An 18,629-nucleotide genomic window follows, 5' to 3' on the forward strand; every position below is an offset into this window, starting at 1 on the left:
CGCTGTTCCTGAACCAGACCGTCTGGGGTATTCGCCTTTACAAATCGCTTTTTTTCTTTCCTTTTGTCATCTCTCAGGTGGTCGTAGGCCTTGTATTTACTTGGTTTTACGATCCTACTTTCGGCTTATTGAATGAATTCCTGAGTTTCTTTGGCATGGGCCCACTCAATATTCTTGGGGACGAGAGGTTCGTAACCTACGGCATCATCTTTGCCGGTCTTTGGCCGCAGACAGCATATTGCATGATCCTTTACCTCACTGGCCTGAATGCGGTCGACCCTGAGCAAATCGAAGCCGGGCGTCTGGACGGTGCCAAGGGAGGTAAGATGCTCTGGCACATCATCCTACCTCAACTGCGTCCAGCGACTTTCATTGCTTTTGTTGTGACAATCATCGGCGCCCTACGTTCGTTTGACCTGATTTCGATCATGACTCAGGGGGGACCGTTCGGATCGTCACGGGTGTTAGCTTACTACATGTTCGAAGTGGCACTTTCCGAATACGGATTCCGGATGGGATATGGCGCTGCCATCGCAGTAATTTTGTTCCTGATAATGCTGTGCTTTATCGCCTATTTCCTGTGGTCAATGTACCGAGAAGAGAGGGGGCACTAAGATGTTTCCTAAACCCATCGAAAAACAACCCCGAGCGGCGCAGATCACCTATCAGGCAATGCTTCCGCTGGCCCTTCTATTGTGGCTTGGACCACTTTTAGCGGTTGCGCTGTTCTCGGTCAAACCAGCAGCGGATTTCACCAACGCCAATTATTGGGGTCTTCCTTCCAGTTTTGAGGGCGCGTTTAATTATGGGCAGGTTTTCTTTAACTCGGATATGCCCCGCTATCTGCTGAACTCTTTCCTGATAACGATACCTACCGTCATTGGAGCCGTCGCGCTAAGCTGCATGACCGGATTCGCTTTGGGCATCTACAAATTCAAGTCGAACCTTTGGATCTTCTTCATGTTCGTAGCGGGCAACTTTGTACCATTTCAGATTCTGATGGTTCCAGTTCGCGATCTGACTCTGCAATTAGGACTATATAATACCAAAACAGGCTTGGTTTTGTTCCACATTGCTTTCCAGACCGGGTTCTGCACGTTGTTCATGCGCAACTTTATCCGCGCCCTGCCCTTTGAGTTGATCGAGGCTGCGCGGGTTGAGGGGATAAGCGAATGGCGCATCTTCTGGTATGTAGTGTTACCGCTTATGAAGCCAGCCATAGCCGCGCTCAGCGTGTTGATATTCACTTTCATCTGGAATGACTATTTCTGGGCAGTTGTACTGACACAGGGCGCTGAAAGCCAGCCAGTGACCGCGGGTATTACCAGTTTCAATGCTCAATTCAGGGCTGCTTATCAGCTGATGAGCGCCGGTTCCATCGTGGCGGCACTACCTCCGGTGGCCATGTTCTTCCTGATGCAGAAACATTTTATCGCGGGTCTGACCCTTGGAGCCGTCAAGTAATGATAAGAACTTGGTCGCTTCATGACGACCGACAATCTTTGGTGCTCGCCGCACATCGCGAGCACCTACCGGAGGTCGTCTATTTCGGACCCCGTTTGCCAGAAGCGGAAAGTTCCGAAACTCTATTCAAGGCGTACGGGTTGGATGTTACTGGCGGAATGCTGGATGCAAACCCAGAATTATCAATTTGCCCCGAAGCCACGCGCAGCTTCCCCGGGCAGCCTGGGCTAATCATCCGGGATGGCGACGGTACGCCGTTGCTTCCCAAGTTCTGTTATGAATGCGAAGAGGTAACGGAACGGGACATTGTACTGACTTATCGAGATGAAACTGATCGCTTGACCTATCAGGCGCGCTTTTCGATCGACCCCAAAACGCATATCATTGAAGCGCAGGCAATACTTGAAGCAGATCGCCCCGTTCTTCTCCACTGGCTTAGCGCACCGGTATTTCCGGCTCCACAACTGTCCGATGAAATGCTCGATTTTGCCGGAAGATGGTGCGGCGAATTCCAAATGAATAGCACCGCATGGTCGCCCGGTATCAGATATCGTGAGAACCGTACTGGACGAACAGGGCACGAACATTTCCCCGGTTTGATAATTCCTGTGCGGGGCGCAACCAATGCGCAAGGTCAAGCGTATGGTTTTCATTTTGGTTGGTCCGGCGGTCACCGAATGGTTGCTGAGGAACTGCCAGACGGTCGACGCCAGATTCAGTTCGGGCAAGCTGCCCGGATGGAACGCGAGGCAATGACGAGGTTTGAAACCGCACCGCTTTATGCGGTGTTCTCGAATGACGGGATCAATGGCTGTGCCGTGGCATTTCAACGCCACGTCCGGGACCGAGTTGTATGCTTTCCAAAACCAGAAAACCCGCGTCCAGTTCATTACAATTGCTGGGAGGCCGTTTACTTCAATCATAACCTGCCAGAGCTGAAGGATATTGCTGAACGCGCCGCGGATCTTGGGGCCGAACGGTTTGTGTTGGACGATGGCTGGTTTGGTCAGCGCGATGATGACACCTCTTCCCTGAGCGACTGGGAAGTCGACCCTCGTAAGTATCCAGAGGGTTTGGATCCGCTGATCACACATGTCCATGAACTGGGCATGACGTTTGGTATTTGGTTTGAACCCGAAATGATCAACCCTGACAGTTCGATCCACCGGGCCCATCCGGAATGGGCGTTGGGAGGCGAAGATCAGATCCTGGGACGTCAGCAAAAGGCATTGAATATGGCCTTGCCCGAAGTTCGTCAGTTTCTTTACGAACGGATGGCGGCGATTCTCTCTGCGCACGACATTGACTACATCAAATGGGATCACAACCGCGTTTTGCCGATGCCCGACGCCGCACAAACGCGCGGGTCATACGCTTTGATCGACCGATTGCGGACAGATTTCCCGAATGTTGAGATAGAAAGTTGCGCTTCGGGCGGCGGGCGTATTGATTTTGGGATACTCAAGCGCACTCAGCGTGTGTGGTTGAGCGATAGTAACGACGCATTGGAACGCCTGCGTATACAGCACAATGCGGCAATCTTTTTGCCGATGGCGGTTACCGGCAGCCATGTTGGGCCGCGCGTTTGCCACACTTCGGGAAGGGTTCTTGACATCCGTTTTCGTGCCTGGATTGCTGCACAGCGGCACATGGGCTTTGAGATGGATCCGCGCGAACTGACCAATGAAGAAGCTCAGGTCCTGCGTGAAGTAACTATGTGGTGGAAGGCCAACCGCGACTGGCTATATCACGCCGATATTTTGCGGTTGGACAGTCCTGATCCGGCTGTCATTGCTGAACAACAACAGGCGAACAATGGCTCTCGTTTTGTGGTTTTTGCCGGAAAGGCAGATACTTCGGCCCAGATCGCACCGCGACCGTTACGCCTGACCCGATTGGAACCCGACGCACTTTATCAAGTTGGGTTGCGACGCACTGCCGAGGCACCTCCGACGTTGTCGCGCGGCAACCCGGTACTAAAGCAACAACCGGTCACGTTGAGCGGACAATATCTAATGAACTATGGGCTAACGTTGCCGTGGAGTTTTCCACAAAGCATCTGGGTCATCGAAGGTAAAAAGCTATGAGAATGAAAACAGCCAGAACGCGAGCCTCTATTTTTCGGTCACCACATACGCCCGCCATCAAAAGGAGAGAGCTATAAATGGAACAACCTGCGACTTTCCACGACCTCGAGGGCGCATCTGTCTACATCACCGGCGGCGGATCCGGTGTCGGAGCAGCCCTGACTGATGGGTTCCTAGCGCAAGGCGCCAACGTTGCGTTTATTGGACGTTCCGATGCCAGTGCGTTCGTTGAAGAAATGCGCGATAAGCATGGCCGGACACCTTTGTTTCTACAGGGAGACATGACCGATACAGAGCTGCTGCGTGCTACAATGGTTAAGGCTGCCGAGGCGCATGGCCCAATCAATGTGCTGATCAACAATGCTGCCAACGACCAACGTCACACGCTCGGGGAAACTACACCTGAGTTCTGGGACTGGATGATCGAAGTCAATCTCAAGGCCTATTTTTTTGCCTGTCAGGAAGCCGCACGCCAGATGCGGGACAAAGGTGGAGCAATCGTCAATTTCAGTTCAATAAGCTATATGATGGGAAATGCGGGTTATCCAATTTACGCGACGTCGAATGCTGGCATAACTGGTTTAACGCGATCCCTTGCCAGGGAACTTGGGCCGCAACGCATCCGTGTTAATGCACTGGCTCCTGGCTGGGTATTGACGCAAAAACAGATGGACAAATGGGCCACGCCCGAAGGTTTGGCAGCCCATTTGGAACGGCAGTGTTTGAAAGAATACCTGACGCCTGAAGACATGATTGCACCAACGCTGTTTCTTGCTTCAAACGCAAGCCGAGCCATGACCGGACAGTGCATGGCGGTCGACGGCGGCGTTGTAGTATCAGGATAAGTCGATGAAAACAGAATGGGTTGCCGTCGATTGGGGAACTTCCCACTTGCGCGCCTGGGCGATGCAGGGCGAGACCGTTTTGGATCATGTGCAATCTGAATGCGGTATGGCGCGGGTCGAAAAGGGGCGTTTCGAGGCCGCATTGTTAAGCATCACCGACAGCTGGTTGGGCTCAACGCCCACCGATGTTGTTGCCTGTGGAATGGTAGGTGCGCGACAAGGGTGGGTCGAGGCCCCTTATTCTGCAGTTCCCTCTGCTCCGATACCAAATATGCCAATTCGGGTGCCTGACACCGATCCACGGGTCAGAGCATTTGTTGTTCCGGGGCTGAAACAGAACTCCCCTCCGGATGTTATGCGTGGTGAGGAAACCCAGATTGCCGGTTTCCTGGGAAAGCATCCCAACTGGGACGGAGTGGTTTGCCTGCCAGGCACCCATACGAAATGGGCACAAGTCAGTGCGGGTGAAGTCATCAGTTTCCGCACATTTATGACAGGAGAAATTTTCGACCTGTTATGCAGCCAATCAGTCTTGAAACACTCGACCAGCGACGGATGGGATGATCCCGCTTTCTCAGATGCTGTAGAAGATGGGTTGTCAAAGCCAGAACAGCTAGCCGCGCGTCTGTTCAGTTTGCGGGCAGCTGATTTGTTGCATGGGCAGGATACGGGAACCGCCAGGGCAAGATTATCAGGACAACTGATCGGAGCCGAGCTTGCCGCAACCCGCCCCTATTGGCTGGGCCAACAATTGGCAATCATTGGGTCGGATGCACTGATTGATATTTATGCCAAAGCACTGCAACAGCAAGGTGCCGCAGTTGAAACCGCCAACGCCACAATGGTCACGCTTGCCGGTTTAAGCTTGGCCCGCAATTTAACGAGGCAAACCGTATGAGCCGACCAATAATTGCAATTCTGCGTGGCCTCACTCCGTCAGAGTCCGAAGCCGCGGGCCGCGCCCTGATCGAGGCTGGCATCGACCGGATCGAAGTTCCATTGAACTCGCCTGACCCGTTGAGCAGCATTGGTATTTTGTCCCGCAATTTTGGGGACCAAGCCTTGATTGGAGCCGGGACCGTTTTGACCAGCGATCAGGTCGATGCCGTGGCCAAAGCAGGTGGCAAACTGATAGTTTCGCCCAACTGTGATACCGACGTTATCGGGCGCGCCGTCGAGTTAAACCTCCAAAGCTGGCCGGGAATTTTTACACCGACCGAGGCTTTTGCCGCGCTACAAGCGGGGGCAACCGGCTTAAAGCTGTTCCCGGGTACAATGGCCGGACCTGAGGGGTTAGCCGCCATCCGCGCCGTGTTACCTGCCGACACTCAAGTTTTTGCCGTTGGCGGCGCAGGCCCAGAAAATTTTGGTGAATGGATAAAGGCTAGCGCTGACGGATTCGGCATTGGCTCGGCCCTATACAAGCCAGGTATGTCGCCCAAAGAGATCGGCGAACGTGCCCGACAGATCGTTTCAGCATATGACGAGGCAATTTAGTGAGCCGCGTCTACGACGATCGACCCTGCGAGCTGGGTGAAGGACCTCTTTGGCATCCAGAACGGCAACAGCTATTCTGGTTCGATATCGCGACCAAACGGATGTTAAGCCGAGAAGGAGCGAACCCAATATGCTGGAAATTTGACGAGTACGTTTCTGCCGCAGGCTGGGTGGATCGGAATACACTGCTGATAGCATCGGAAACCGGCCTTTGGCGATTTGGTTTAGAAAATGGTCAAAAAAGTCAAATCGTTGAAATTGAGACAGACAATCCGACAACCCGCTCCAATGATGGGCGAGCAGATCCATGGGGCGGGTTCTGGATTGGAACTATGGGCAAACAAGCTGAGCCGAGCGCAGGAGCGATATATCGATTTTGGCGCGGCGAACTGCGTCAATTAGTTTCGGACGTGACAATTTCCAATGCGATCTGTTTTGCGCCAGACCGTTCGTGCGCTTATTTCTGCGATACGTTCACCAAACAGGTTATGAGGTGGACGCTTGACCCAGAAACAGGATGGCCCGTGGGCGACAGCCACCTTTTTCTGGACCTTCGGGATGACGGTCTGAACCCTGACGGTGCCGTCGTTGACGCGAACGGAAACATCTGGATCGCTCAGTGGGGTGCGGGTCGCGTCGCCGCATATGATGCTAATGGACTCTTTATTCGGGCGGTATCAGTTGATGCGCAGCATCCCTCGTGCCCCGGATTTGGCGGTCCTGACCTGACGACACTGTTCTGCACGACAGCCCGTGAAGGGCTGAGTACGGATGCCATCAAAATACAACCTTCCAACGGGATGACCTTCTTGAAACAAGACGTCGCCCGGGGTCAAGCGGAACACAGAGTTATCATATGAAACCGGAACTTGGCGTTTGCTACTATCCCGAACATTGGCCCGAAGAGATGTGGGTCAAAGATGCAGTAAAGATGGTGCAGACTGGCCTGACCTGGGTTCGCATCGGCGAATTTAGTTGGAGCCGGATGGAACCTGCACCGGGCGACCTGCAATTCGGATGGCTGGATCGAGCGGTCGAGACATTGGGAAAGGCCGGTCTCAAGGTTGTCATGGGTACACCGACGGCGACACCGCCGCGCTGGATGCTGGATAAACACCCCGACATGCTAGCCGTCGATGCGCAGGGAAACCCCCGCAAATTTGGATCGCGCCGCCATTACTGTTTCAGCCACCACGGTCTTATCGAAGAGTGTGCGCGGATAGCTGGAATAATGGGCGAGCGATATGGCCAAAACCCTTATGTGGCTGCGTGGCAGATCGACAATGAATACGGCTGTCACGACACAACAATCAGCTATAGCGCCGCCGCGTTAAACGCCTTCCGCATCTGGTTGGCAGATCAATATGGAACAGTAGAAAAACTGAATTCTGCCTGGGGGAACGTATTTTGGTCAATGGAATACAGCAGTTTTGAGCAGATCGAACTGCCCAACTTGACAGTGACCGAACCTAACCCGGCCCATGCGTTGGCTTTCAAGCGTTTCAGTTCGGATCAGGTGGCGGCGTTTAACAAAGCGCAGTGTGATGTTCTGAGGAAATTCACAAAAACACCGCTGCTCCACAACTACATGGGGCGCGTTTTGGATTTCGATCATTACAAAGTCGGCGAAGACTTGGACATTGCCACTTGGGATAGTTATCCCATTGGATTTCTTTCAGACCGCTTGGAAGCCGACAGCGAGCATAAAACAGTGTACCTGCAACAAGGCGACCCAGATATGCAGGCCTTCCATCACGACCTTTATCGCTCTGTGGGGCGCGGGCGCTGGTGGGTCATGGAACAACAGCCCGGACCTGTAAACTGGGCACCATATAATCCGGCGCCATTGCCCGGTATGGTTAGACTTTGGTCTTTGGAGGCGGTCGCGCATGGAGCGGAAGTCGTAAGCTATTTCCGCTGGCGCCAGGCGCCCATGGCACAGGAGCAGATGCATGCAGGGCTACTGACTCCTTATAACCGTGCAGCCCCGGCTCTGAGTGAGGTGCGCCAAACTGCAGACGAACTGGCCGAGCTGGGTGACGTTGAACAGAAACAGGCACAGGTTGCAATCGTGCTAGACTATGCATCGAATTGGGCTTGGGAGACACAACCACAGGGCGGTGGGTTCGATTATTTCCAGCTTGTCTTCTCCGCTTATCGTTCTTTACGAAAGGCGGGTTTATCGGTGGATTTTATACCACCGGATATTACCCCCCATGGCGCATATAATTTGATCCTAGCGCCCGGGTTGGCCACACTGAATGACGAATTAGTCAAGCGTTTAACCAGTGTGTGCAATCTTGGCATTTTGGGACCCCGCACAGGAGCCATTACCAAGGATTTCCAGATTCCTGATCGCGGTCGGCCAGGTGTCGATTGTTTGGACTGCCAAGTGGAATTGGTCGAGACCCTGCCCCCCAACATTTCCCGTGCCGTTCAGGGCGGTGGAGCAATGCAACATTGGGTGGAACGTCTGTCCGGATCGGCCCGGGATTTACTTTGCTTTGAGGACGGCACTTCCGCTTTGAAAGAGGGCGGTGGCCTTTGGTATTTGGCCGGCAATCCGGATGACGCGTTGTGGGACCGCGTCATCAATCTGGCCGCCCAAAATTCAGGCCTGACCCTGCACCAAATGCCGGAAGGGTTAAGGCGACGGGAAACGTCAGACACAGTTTTCTTGACGAATTACAACGCGCACCCCGTCGAATGGCATGGACAAATCATTAACGGTTGCGATGTCGCGATCATTAAGCCAGAATCTCATGATCCTGCCTGAAAAGCGACGCGAACATCAAAAAATTTGATAACGCTAACATAAGCTGTTAGGGGCGGGTTTGCTGGTCTCGTTCACGAACAGGTTTCATGCATGAACTACACTCGTTCCGATTTCCCGGAGTCTTTCCTATTTGGTCTCTCGGCAAGCGAGCCTGGCGCTGAAACGCAGACCAAAGGATTTGACAGCTTCCGGTTCCCGATCCACTGGCACGAGGTGCTGCCCAGGGGACGTGGGCAACCTGATGGTGTCGGCGTCGCCCGTGTTGAAAGACTGGTCGAAACGGTTCTAGAGCGAGGGATGCGACCTTGCGCGGTTCTCGACGCCACTCTGGTCCCATCGGAATTGGCTGATCTGGGCGGTTGGCGCAATCGCGATACAGCGGATTGGTACGCCGATTTCAGCGAACTCGTGACGACAAAAATTGGGGACCGCCTGTTCAGCACGGTTTCGAAAGTATCCTCGGAAATAGCGACAGACCAAGATAGCAGGTCGTTGGCCCGAACCTTGCATCATCGCTTGTTGGCCAATGGCCGCGCCAATCGAGCTATGCGAAGCCTGGGCATGAGCAATTTGGGCGTCGAAATTGACTTACAAGACCCTGGGCATGCCACGCTTCTCTCAGCCATTTTTAGTGGTAGCTACCCACAAGACTTCCGCGCCTCTCTTAGTGCACATCTTCCAACGGGGTGGGAGCAGGATTTTTCCACCATCGCAACCCCCGTTGATTGGCTTGGAACCACGGTGCGTGAACCCCGTAATCTGAAATCGCTTACCCCCTTGATTGCAGCGGAAACCCCCGACACAGCAATTTATGTTTCGGTTCTAGCGGAAAGTGAATCAGATCTTGTGAATCACGTTGACGCTATTCTCAGTTCAAGCGCCTCTATGCCCATATCAGGGCTTTTCGTCCAAGCGGAAAATCTAGAAGTCCTTGAAGCGTTGCAAGCTGCATTAACATCAACAGAGCTTCCTGCGCCATGGGTAAAACCCACGGGCACTGTTCACGACCATTGGAACCTCATCGCGGACGTCGGCGGCACCAATACCCGCCTGGGCATTTCCATCAACGGAACCTTGACCGAGTTGCACAAATATCCGACCGGCACATTAGAGGACTTGCGCGAGGCACTAGTTGGTGTGCGAGAAAAGGTGGGGACAGCCCCCCACGCAGTAGTGGCAGCAGGCGCCGGGCCGGTTCATAATGGAACCATTCATTTGACCAACGCAAACCTGATGTTGTCCGAGGTCGAGCTTGCCCGTGCCACTGACGCGGAAAGAACCTTTGTAATTAATGACTTCACCGCAGCCGCGTGGTCAGTCGCGGATATCAGCGACGCAGACGTCGCGGTTTTACAAGGCGCAAATACTCCTCCTGCCGGGACCCGCTTGGTTGTGGGTCCCGGCACCGGTTTGGGTGTAGGAGCTTTGCTGTATTCCGAGGGACGTTATCATACCGTGTCCGGGGAAGGCGGCCATATGGGATTGTCACCGCGCCATCGAGGCGAAGTTGACGTTTTCGATGCGGCCAGACATATCGCTCCGGATTGTTTTTTTGACAACAGCCTCGCGCTGGAGGCCGAAATGTTCCTGAGTGGAACCGGTCTGCCTATTCTGTATCAGGCGGTGGGCGTGGTCGAAGGTCAGGTCAACAGTCAGGTTAAAAGTGCCAAGGATATTCTGCAAACCGCACAGGACGGAACCGACGCTTGCGCGGTTAAGGCTGCGCGCATTTTCACGGAACATCTTGGGGCGATAATGGGTGATCTCGCGGTGGCTCTGATCCCGGTCGGGGGCGTTTTTCTGGTTGGCGGTGTCGCTGAAAAAAACCGCTGGCTGTTTGGTCAGGATTTTCTGGATGCGTTCAATGCAGGCGGGCGATTCAAAAAAATTCGACGTAGCATGAACCTTTACATTTCCGAGCAAAAAGAGTTTGGCATTGTTGGCGCTAACAACTTCTGCAAAAATGCGCTGGTGCAAAACTAGGGCCTCGTTCGGCCGATTTTGAGAAAGGGATTCCGAAATGATCTTGTGCTGCGGAGAAGCCCTGATCGACATGATCGCCGAACCCACGTTGTCGGGACAGCAGGGCTTTGTCCCCCATTCTGGAGGGGCGGTTTACAACACAGCAATTGCGTTGGGAAGGTTAGGAGCCAGAGTGGGCATGCTCACCGGTCTGTCGTCAGATATGTTCGGGCAACAGCTAACGGCTGGCCTACAAATCAGCCATGTCGACACCACTCATGTTATTAAATCGAACAGACCCACGACTTTGGCCTTTGTTCAGCTTAAGGACGGGCACGCCACATACAACTTTGTTGACGAAAATACAGCAGGAAGGATGCTGACCGCTGCCGAAATGCCTGTTCAGCTACAAGGTGTTTCTGCACTTTATTTTGGGGGGATAAGCCTTGCTTGCGAGCCGTGCGCTGACGCTTATGCGCAGCTTTTGTTTCGGCATGGCGCTGATCGGGCGGTCATGCTGGACCCAAACATTAGGTCAGACTTTATCAAGGACCAAACCAAATATCGGACCCGGCTTAACAAAATGATCGCGCAAGCTGATATCGTCAAAGTTTCAGACGAAGACCTGGACTGGATTATCCCTGGCCCCGAAACCCTTTCTGAAAAGATCCCATTGTTAACGCAGGCTGGCCCAAAATTGGTTATATTGACCCACGGTAGTGCTGGTGCGACAGGATATACGGCGGATGGAAGCAAGGTGACAGTCCCAGTCCAGAAAGTGCAAGTTGTAGACACTGTCGGGGCCGGAGATACGTTTAACGCTGGAGTGCTGGCTGAACTGGATCAAGCTGGGTGCCTGACAAAACCCGGTTTGCGTTCTTTATCCAACGACGGCCTTAGGAACGCTCTGGAAAAAGGGGCAAAAGTTGCCGCGATCACTGTCTCGCGTGCCGGGGCGAACCCGCCGTGGGCCCATGAGCTTTGACAAAAAGAGACCGCTATGAAACGATCCGAGATCAACCGTATTAAGGCCGAGGCCCAAGCCTTCATCAACTCATTCGGTGCTGTTTTGCCACCATTTGCAGACTGGACCCCGGAACAGATGCGCAGCGAAAAAGCGGAAGGTATTCGCGCGCGAGGATTGGGTTGGGATATTACGGACTATGGACAGGGTCGTTTTGATGAACTGGGCCTGTTTCTGTTCACATTGCGAAACGGCGACGTCAATGATCTGAACCAAGGTCGCGGCATGCTATACGCTGAGAAACTGTTGATATCACGCGACAAACAACTGTCTCCTATGCATCGACATATCGTCAAAGCCGAGGACATCATCAACCGTGGCGGCGGTGATTTGGTGATGGAAATCTACGCCTCGAACCCCGAAGGAGGTATCGACAGAGAAAACGCTATCGTAGTGCCAAGTGATGGGTGCCCAGTCACCATTCAGCCCGGAGAATTGATGCGGTTAAAACCAGGACAAAGCGTTACACTCATGCCCGGCATCTGGCACGCCTTTTGGGCGGAACAAGGCGATTGTCTGATAGGAGAAGTTTCGACGGTCAACGATGATCGTACAGACAACGTTTTCGAAGATCCTATCCCCCGTTTCGCGACAATTGAGGAAGACACAGCTCCTGATTTCTTGCTGGTTTCTGATTATTCGTGACTCACGAACTTTGGTTCATCCCTGCTCGGGCAGTCTGGCTAGTGCCCTAAATACGGTGAGAGTTGTACGCATTTAGCCTATTGATCTAACATTTAGCATCGACGTTGGAACGAAAACTGATTGTGCGCTGACATTGGGAACAAACACGCCTGCAACTCATACTGATCGCCCCCTCGCTACGGCGGCATACATGATTTGTGCCATGGCCATCATTGGCGTGATCGACAATTTTATTGCTCCTTTGTCGCAACATATCGGTCTTTGGCAGTTTCACCTTATTCGTACCCTGTTTGCGCTTCCTCTTGTTGCAATGTTCTCGCTTTTGGGGTTAGGCACGTTGTTTCCCAACCGATTTTGGGCGGTGGCATTGCGTAGCCTGCTTGTTGCGATATCGATGCTGTTCTATTTTTCGGCGCTGGCAATGATGCCGATTGCACAGGCCTTGGCAGGGTTGTTTACTTCTCCGATCTTCATTCTTTTGATCACGTCCGGAATTATGAAACGCCGAATAGGTCCTTGGCGCGTTCTAGCCGTAGGTTTCGGGTTCATCGGGATTATCCTTGTGCTTCAACCCAATCCAGCAGATTTCGATTGGAGCATTTTCGTTCCAATTTGCGCGGGCTTTTTCTATGCACTTGGAGCTATTTCAACCCGTAGTCTTTGCAGCGGTGAAAGCACCGTCGCGTTGTTGGCAGGAATGTTGATTACTCTGGGTATTTTGGGGGCGATTGGCAGCATCACATTGGTGATTTTTCCAGTGTGGCAACCGGGTGACGAGGTGCAGTTTTTTTCCCGCCCCTGGGAATGGTCCATGCAGAAGGCCCTCCCACTACTCTTGTTACAAGCCGTTGGATCCATTTGTGGGGTTTTTATGATCATCAAGTCCTATCAACTTGGCGAACCGTCTTATGTTTCGGTTTTCGAGTATTCGGTGATGATTTTTGGTCCAGTCTTTGCATGGTTTTCATTTGGACAACCTGTCCAAGGCTGGCAAATTCTGGGTATCGCGTTTATCGCACTTGCTGGCATCATAATCGCTGTTCGGTCACGCTGATCAACCCGATCAACGCTTGCTGGAAAACTACGTAGCGCGGATAGAGTTAGGCCACGAGATTCTGGGTCTGAAACATGCAACAAAGCTGGTTGAAAGCTACGTCAAACGACAAACAACAAGTATATTGAGTACACATACCATTCGATTCTATTTCACGGCAGCATGCCCGAGTTAGCAAGGCGATATTTCCAGTCTCTTACTTTGTGGCATCACTTCACAGACGCGCCCAAGACTGTTTTTCCTTCCCAGAACACAGTTAACTTTTGCTCAATGAGTTCGGCGGCGAATACGAAATACTTCGACTTCCTCAGCGAGACCTTTAAGCGATTGGAGCCCCAGTGTTTCCACCCGCACAGGCGCGTAACCTTGAACATTTGACGTGATCAATATCTGCTCGTCCAAGGTCTTGCACAAACTCTGAACTCTGCTGGCCACGTTTACGGCCGACCCGACAACCGTAAAGTCAAGTCGATCCGGGCTGCCGATGTTGCCGAAAGTAACTTCTCCGAAGTCTATTCCGATCACAAACTCGATCTGTTCCCGCTTTTCCTCAGATGCGTTACTGTTGTAAATATCGAGGTTCGCTATGGCTTGGGTCGCGGCTTCGACCGCGGAATTGCAGGCATTTTCAGCGCCTGGTGTCGCCTCGAAAATCGCCAGAACACCGTCACCCATGAATTTTAGCACGTCTCCGCCATTAGCTCGAATTGGGTTCACCACCATATCAAAATAGTCGCCCATAATATCGAGTAGCTTAGCCGCTGGCCAGACTTCCGACTTTGCAGTGAACCCTCTTAGGTCTGCAAAAAGGATCGCAGCAGAAACGGTAATATGCTCACCACGTTTTATGTTTCCGTTGTCAATTTCCCGCGCCGGCGCATCACCCATATACGTACGCAAAAGGCTTCTTTGGGATTCCCTCATTGCGATTGGTTCCAACGCCGAAGACAATGCGTGCCGTGTGGCTTCGAGTGTGCGAATATTGTTTTGTGAAAAACCATCCGCATGTTCGGTGCAAAAGCTTGATCCCTGAACCGATCCGTCACCATATTCGAGAGGCATCGCCAGAAAATCAGTCGCGCCACCCTCTTTCAATTCCCGATAGACTTCGTGCATTTTCGACAGATCGACATCCACAAGCCTTTTGCGCAGACACGATCTGGTTTTGACCACATACTCAAATGGACTGCCGTGCCAAGCTCCTGAGTGGCGGATAGTGATCGGAACAGTATATTTCTGGGTCCCTTTTGGCGTCCATATGATCCCCCAAGCGCTTATGAGAGGATTGGAGTAGTTCTGCCCAATCCGCACACGCGAAAGCGGGACGCCCAGTTCCCTCAAGGCCGAGCAATAGTGTGAAACGACAAGTGTTTCATCGCCCAGAATCCGACCTACGGAATTCAACCAATTGATCAGTTCTTCTACCGTTTGCATCTAAGATTGATCCAAATTCCGATTGTTCGTCCAACTTAGTTCAAAGGGCCATGAACCACCCCATTGAACCCGACCGACAGAAACGATTTCGACCTAACTCTTCACCATTTTACCAAAAACTGCAGGTCAGTGAGCAAGAAGCCGTATCCGGACTGACTTTATATCTAGCGCCGCCTCAAGCCATGAACCAATTCAGCCATGACATTTACTTAATTGATCGAAGTTCAACCTTAGGCTTCGACTAACCCGCTTTGGGCCGATTACGGTTCTTGACGTATTCCTTGTGATAAGGAATGGCGCTCAAACTCGTATCGTGTGCAGCTACCAAATTCTTGACAAGTGCATTGGTCAATCGAACCCGCGGCGAGACCGCCGACACCAAATGAAACAACCTCCTGTCATTGAATGGGTTCACTATGAAGTCACCAATATAGGCCAAAGGCGCTGCCCCGACCGGGAGCCACAGTTCCAAGTGTGCAATATCATAAAGCCGTGGCAGCGCCTTTTCAGGAAGTTTGTCCATCCAATTCTGGTAGCGATCGAGTTGCCGCTCGTATTCAACTGTTTCGTCCTTGGTGCGGTCAGCACGTTGCCATTGACCAAGCAGTGCCCCGACACCTGTCATGGCGTTTGTTGGTTTTCCTATAACATGGCGCCACTTGTTGGCTCGGGTCATTTCTATTCCTGTTCCGCGCAAGACGACTTGAACACGTGGCGACGCCGCGACAAAGCGTACCCAGTCTGCTCGTAGCGCAGAACACCACCCTGTGCGCAACCGAGTCCTTTCAAGTTCAACCATGATTTCCTTCTTGGTCATAACTTTCTGTACGCGGGATGCTCGTCGTGAAAGCACAAGGAATGGCACACTTAAATGCTCGGCAAGAATTTGACCCACCTCTGCATCAATCTTGGTCGCCCAGTTCAAGTGATAACAATAAAAGCTTTTGATCTTGTTCAGGACCGGTATCGCGCTGCCAAGAATTATTCGCGAATCCCGTCCAGCCGTTATCGGCAAAGCACACTCATAAGCTGAAATGAGCGCTGCGACGTTTCGGGACATTCGAGAAGATATTTGGGCAAACAGAATGTCCTGGTCGGTCTCGAGTTCGGCAAAAGGGGTGTCGTCGCGGGGCCAGAACCTATGTTGCGAAAAGTTCGAAAGATCGAGGTAGTGATTGGGCATTAACCGGGTTACACGCTGGTCGCTTGTATCCCCGAAAAGCAGAAACTGCTTTCGCGTTGCGACCTTTTCGATATCCACATTTTCGGCAGGATCAAGTTCATCATCCACTGCAAGAGCCACGCTTGAGGCAAGGGCGTTGTTTTCTTTGTTAAATACAACCGAAAGATTTCCAGAAGGATCGCCATATAAGCGCATGCCGCCGGAATGTTTGACCACGACAAAAAACCTGCCTGCCAGATCTTCAACCCATCGTTCTCTTTCAGATTCCGAATCCCGATTGAGAATGACTTCTTTCCCAAGGCACTGTCCCTCTGGCGAGATCGCGATCCCAAGCATTAAACCAATCGGTTCGCCGGACGAGCTAATAATGCGACTGATTGGCAACGCCGGACAATGCTCGATCACCCAACCGTTCAACTGCGAGCTGCTCCACGCAGAACTGAGCGACGTTTTCGATTGTGACATTCTAAATTGGAACTTGAAGACTTGGCCAAAGTCCCAACTTTCAGCCTCGCAACGACGTTCGGCCAGAGTATCTTTGGTTATCACCGCCATATTTTTAATGTTTGCATAAAAAATTCACGCCTGCATATACGAAACGTTCAAGTGAATTTCAGATCAGAAAGTCTAAGGCGAAACCTTAGGGACACCGAGCACTTTGTAAAACGAAATTAACCGGCACCAGCCCTGCTGCATTTTGTTTCTGGGCTGATCTAATATGACATTTCAAGGATCGTCCGGTAAAACTTGCTCCGCTATTTTGGCCACTTCTTCAATATGTTCCCAACTGGCCCGAGCAGCAGCATCCGGATTACCGTCTGCAATTGCGTTCAGGATTTTCTCCATTTCGGGGATGGATTTCGCGAACCGGTTCGGAGAAGAAATCGTCATCGCGCGCAGCTGTGTGATACGTGCATTGACCGATTGCACCATCTCCCAAGCAAATTCCTTTCCTGCACTAATGAATATGGTCCGATAAAACTCGGTAGTGACAGCAAGAACTTCCTGCGGCACGTTGTTATTCGATGCCTCTTTTAACTGCTTCAGAAGTTCTTGCAGTACATCAAGGTTGTCGTCAGTGATTTTTTCCGCACATGCCCTCACGGCCAGTTCTTCTAACGAACCGCGAACCTCGTAAATCTGACGAGCTTTCTCACGGTCGATCTTGGCCACGATAGGCCCAACGCGAGGTAAAACTTCGACCAGGCCTTCGGTTTCCAATTTGCGTATCACTTCGCGAACAATGGATCGGCTGACACCAAGTTCCTCGGTGAGAGCCCTTTCTATGAGTCGGTCTCCAGGTTTGAAATACCAAGTGAAAATAGCAGTTCGCATGTTTTCATAAGCTAGCTCCCTCAAAGTTTTAGGAGCCTGAGTGATACGCAGACCTGCCGTGGCGGGTGAGCGATCCCTTTCTGGCTGTGGCGTGTTTTTCATGAACAACCCGGAGTTTTCCGCTTTTGCGCTGGTTTAACCAATCCAGCCTGATTAGCAAGATCGAATACGATGATAGGATGGTATACCAGCATACCACCTGTTGACAGTTACCCCCGTTTCATGTCAGCTAATGCAGTGTGAAATCGATTGAAATCTTCGAAACATGTCACTTGAATTGCAAAAACTGGTCAAATTTTCTGAGACCACTTTTATCGAAGGCGGCAAAACGGCTGGTTTCCCTCTGCAACTGCATACTGCAGCGGCCATTGTTAAAAACCCTTGGTTCGGGCGCGGTTTTGTCGAAGACTTGAAACCCGAAATTCAAGAGATTGCACCGGCACTCGGTAAGTTGTTGACAGACGAGGTACTCGCACTGACCGGAGGTGGAGAGGCCGTCGAGGCTTATGGCAAAGCGGCTAAGGTGGGTACACATGGTGAAGTGGAACACGCGTCAGCCCTGATCCATACGCTACGGTTCGGGAACTTTTTCCGCAATGCGGTAGGTGCAAAAAGCTATCTCAGCTTTACTAACGTCCGATCAGGCCCCGGTGGTACACTGGTAATACCCTTAATGGACAAACACGATGCGGGTCGGCGCTCACATTATCTGACCACCCAATTTGCAATACCTGATGCGCCTGCGCATGACGAAATAATTGTTGCGTTGGCCGCATCTATTGGGGGACGGCCACACCACAGAATCGGTGATCGTTACCAAGACCTTAAAGATCTGGGCGACAACACAACAACATTGGATGGTTGAAGTGTTGGCCTCGAAAAAAACTGTCCAACGCATCGGCGGTACATCTTACGAAGTCCGAGGCGAAGGCGACTGGGTGGTTCTGGTCCACGGTGTCGGCATGCAGCTGCGCGTCTGGGACCCTCAAGTAACTGCGTTTTCCGACAAATATCGGGTACTGTCGTATGATCTGCTTGGCCATGGTAACTCCGACTTACCGCCCGAAGAGGCAACGTTAGAGGACTTCATTGACCAACTTGATCACCTGATCACTCGACTGGATGCGCGAGGCATTCAACTTGTTGGACATTCACTAGGATCATTAATTGCCTTGGGATATTCACTGAGACGCCCGGAACGTGTCCAAAGCGTAGCAGCGTTAAACGGTGTATTTTGTCGTTCGGAAGAGGAAAAAAAAGCGGTTCAAAACCGCTCCGTTTCGTTGAGCCAAGGAAATGGAGAGGACCTTATTGTTCCAACAC

17 protein-coding genes are annotated in these 18,629 nt (G+C 52.1%); 14 read left to right on the forward strand and 3 right to left on the reverse strand.

The features are described 5' to 3' along the window. The 12 genes from AC2FNE_RS22225 to AC2FNE_RS22280 form a co-directional block, all read left to right on the forward strand. Positions 1-614 (forward strand): carbohydrate ABC transporter permease (locus AC2FNE_RS22225; protein ID WP_496806307.1); only part of this gene is annotated, 614 nt, incomplete at its 5' end. A 1-nt stretch (position 615) separates the two neighbouring features. Next, the gene (locus tag AC2FNE_RS22230) at positions 616-1,464 is read left to right on the forward strand and encodes a carbohydrate ABC transporter permease (RefSeq protein ID WP_170479861.1); all 849 of its coding nucleotides are present in this window, start codon (positions 616-618) and stop codon (positions 1,462-1,464) included. Beyond that, positions 1,464-3,551, forward strand: a complete 2,088-nt coding sequence (locus AC2FNE_RS22235) for an alpha-galactosidase (RefSeq protein WP_170605487.1) — start codon at positions 1,464-1,466, stop codon at positions 3,549-3,551. Before AC2FNE_RS22230 ends, AC2FNE_RS22235 begins: the two co-directional genes overlap by 1 nt. Positions 3,552-3,628: 77 nt before the next feature. Continuing rightward, on the forward strand, positions 3,629-4,396 hold the full coding sequence (locus AC2FNE_RS22240) for an SDR family NAD(P)-dependent oxidoreductase (protein WP_170605489.1): 768 nt from the start codon (positions 3,629-3,631) through the stop codon (positions 4,394-4,396). Between the two features lie 4 nt (positions 4,397-4,400). Continuing rightward, complete coding sequence (locus AC2FNE_RS22245) at positions 4,401-5,294, forward strand: 2-dehydro-3-deoxygalactonokinase (protein ID WP_496806308.1); 894 nt, start codon at positions 4,401-4,403, stop codon at positions 5,292-5,294. Then, positions 5,291-5,893, forward strand: a complete 603-nt coding sequence (locus tag AC2FNE_RS22250) for a 2-dehydro-3-deoxy-6-phosphogalactonate aldolase (protein WP_496806309.1) — start codon at positions 5,291-5,293, stop codon at positions 5,891-5,893. The genes AC2FNE_RS22245 and AC2FNE_RS22250 overlap by 4 nt, the downstream gene beginning before the upstream one ends. Then, positions 5,893-6,753 carry an SMP-30/gluconolactonase/LRE family protein gene (locus tag AC2FNE_RS22255; protein WP_496806310.1) on the forward strand — a complete coding sequence of 287 codons (861 nt, stop codon included), beginning with the start codon at positions 5,893-5,895 and terminating at the stop codon, positions 6,751-6,753. Before AC2FNE_RS22250 ends, AC2FNE_RS22255 begins: the two co-directional genes overlap by 1 nt. After that, entirely contained in the window at positions 6,750-8,669 is a 1,920-nt protein-coding gene (locus AC2FNE_RS22260) for a beta-galactosidase (RefSeq protein WP_496806311.1), read from the forward strand. The genes AC2FNE_RS22255 and AC2FNE_RS22260 overlap by 4 nt, the downstream gene beginning before the upstream one ends. Before the next feature lie 90 nt (positions 8,670-8,759). Continuing rightward, positions 8,760-10,652 carry a family 1 glycosylhydrolase gene (locus tag AC2FNE_RS22265; protein ID WP_496806312.1) on the forward strand — a complete coding sequence of 631 codons (1,893 nt, stop codon included), beginning with the start codon at positions 8,760-8,762 and terminating at the stop codon, positions 10,650-10,652. Between the two features lie 37 nt (positions 10,653-10,689). Beyond that, positions 10,690-11,616, forward strand: a complete 927-nt coding sequence (locus tag AC2FNE_RS22270) for a carbohydrate kinase family protein (RefSeq protein WP_496806313.1) — start codon at positions 10,690-10,692, stop codon at positions 11,614-11,616. Between the two features lie 15 nt (positions 11,617-11,631). Further along, positions 11,632-12,300 (forward strand): D-lyxose/D-mannose family sugar isomerase, encoded by a 669-nt coding sequence (locus tag AC2FNE_RS22275; protein ID WP_170605501.1) that lies wholly within the window; start codon positions 11,632-11,634, stop codon positions 12,298-12,300. 190 nt (positions 12,301-12,490) lie between these two features. After that, entirely contained in the window at positions 12,491-13,354 is an 864-nt protein-coding gene (locus AC2FNE_RS22280) for a DMT family transporter (protein ID WP_170605752.1), read from the forward strand. Positions 13,355-13,621: 267 nt separating this feature from the next. On the opposite strand, the gene AC2FNE_RS22285 is transcribed toward AC2FNE_RS22280, so the two are convergent. From AC2FNE_RS22285 to AC2FNE_RS22295, 3 genes are all read right to left on the reverse strand, one after another. Next, positions 13,622-14,788: an adenylate/guanylate cyclase domain-containing protein gene (locus AC2FNE_RS22285; RefSeq protein ID WP_496806314.1), complete on the reverse strand. Its 1,167-nt coding sequence runs from the start codon at positions 14,786-14,788 to the stop codon at positions 13,622-13,624. 241 nt (positions 14,789-15,029) lie between these two features. Next, positions 15,030-16,526, reverse strand: coding sequence for a hypothetical protein (locus tag AC2FNE_RS22290; RefSeq protein WP_170610585.1), 1,497 nt, complete (start codon positions 16,524-16,526; stop codon positions 15,030-15,032). Between the two features lie 171 nt (positions 16,527-16,697). Next, positions 16,698-17,408 (reverse strand): GntR family transcriptional regulator, encoded by a 711-nt coding sequence (locus AC2FNE_RS22295; RefSeq protein ID WP_496806315.1) that lies wholly within the window; start codon positions 17,406-17,408, stop codon positions 16,698-16,700. Between the two features lie 163 nt (positions 17,409-17,571). Here AC2FNE_RS22295 and AC2FNE_RS22300 point away from each other — a divergent pair, with 163 nt between their 5' ends. Both AC2FNE_RS22300 and AC2FNE_RS22305 read left to right on the forward strand, forming a co-directional pair. Continuing rightward, positions 17,572-18,171, forward strand: a complete 600-nt coding sequence (locus tag AC2FNE_RS22300) for an amino acid synthesis family protein (RefSeq protein ID WP_496806316.1) — start codon at positions 17,572-17,574, stop codon at positions 18,169-18,171. Position 18,172: 1 nt separating this feature from the next. Then, on the forward strand, positions 18,173-18,629 hold a 457-nt coding region (locus AC2FNE_RS22305; RefSeq protein ID WP_496806317.1), incomplete at its 3' end, for an alpha/beta fold hydrolase.

This window comes from Ruegeria sp. YKSD179 (assembly GCF_059612885.1).

Coding starts and splice junctions, on each gene's coding strand:
- AC2FNE_RS22235 (WP_170605487.1), top strand. CDS start 1,464: ATGATAAGAACTTGGTCGCTTCATGACGACCGACAATCTTTGGTGCTC.
- AC2FNE_RS22295 (WP_496806315.1), bottom strand. CDS start 17,408: ATGAAAAACACGCCACAGCCAGAAAGGGATCGCTCACCCGCCACGGCA.
- AC2FNE_RS22245 (WP_496806308.1), top strand. CDS start 4,401: ATGAAAACAGAATGGGTTGCCGTCGATTGGGGAACTTCCCACTTGCGC.
- AC2FNE_RS22285 (WP_496806314.1), bottom strand. CDS start 14,788: ATGCAAACGGTAGAAGAACTGATCAATTGGTTGAATTCCGTAGGTCGG.
- AC2FNE_RS22240 (WP_170605489.1), top strand. CDS start 3,629: ATGGAACAACCTGCGACTTTCCACGACCTCGAGGGCGCATCTGTCTAC.
- AC2FNE_RS22300 (WP_496806316.1), top strand. CDS start 17,572: ATGTCACTTGAATTGCAAAAACTGGTCAAATTTTCTGAGACCACTTTT.
- AC2FNE_RS22265 (WP_496806312.1), top strand. CDS start 8,760: ATGAACTACACTCGTTCCGATTTCCCGGAGTCTTTCCTATTTGGTCTC.
- AC2FNE_RS22275 (WP_170605501.1), top strand. CDS start 11,632: ATGAAACGATCCGAGATCAACCGTATTAAGGCCGAGGCCCAAGCCTTC.
- AC2FNE_RS22270 (WP_496806313.1), top strand. CDS start 10,690: ATGATCTTGTGCTGCGGAGAAGCCCTGATCGACATGATCGCCGAACCC.
- AC2FNE_RS22250 (WP_496806309.1), top strand. CDS start 5,291: ATGAGCCGACCAATAATTGCAATTCTGCGTGGCCTCACTCCGTCAGAG.
- AC2FNE_RS22260 (WP_496806311.1), top strand. CDS start 6,750: ATGAAACCGGAACTTGGCGTTTGCTACTATCCCGAACATTGGCCCGAA.
- AC2FNE_RS22280 (WP_170605752.1), top strand. CDS start 12,491: ATGATTTGTGCCATGGCCATCATTGGCGTGATCGACAATTTTATTGCT.
- AC2FNE_RS22230 (WP_170479861.1), top strand. CDS start 616: ATGTTTCCTAAACCCATCGAAAAACAACCCCGAGCGGCGCAGATCACC.
- AC2FNE_RS22290 (WP_170610585.1), bottom strand. CDS start 16,526: ATGGCGGTGATAACCAAAGATACTCTGGCCGAACGTCGTTGCGAGGCT.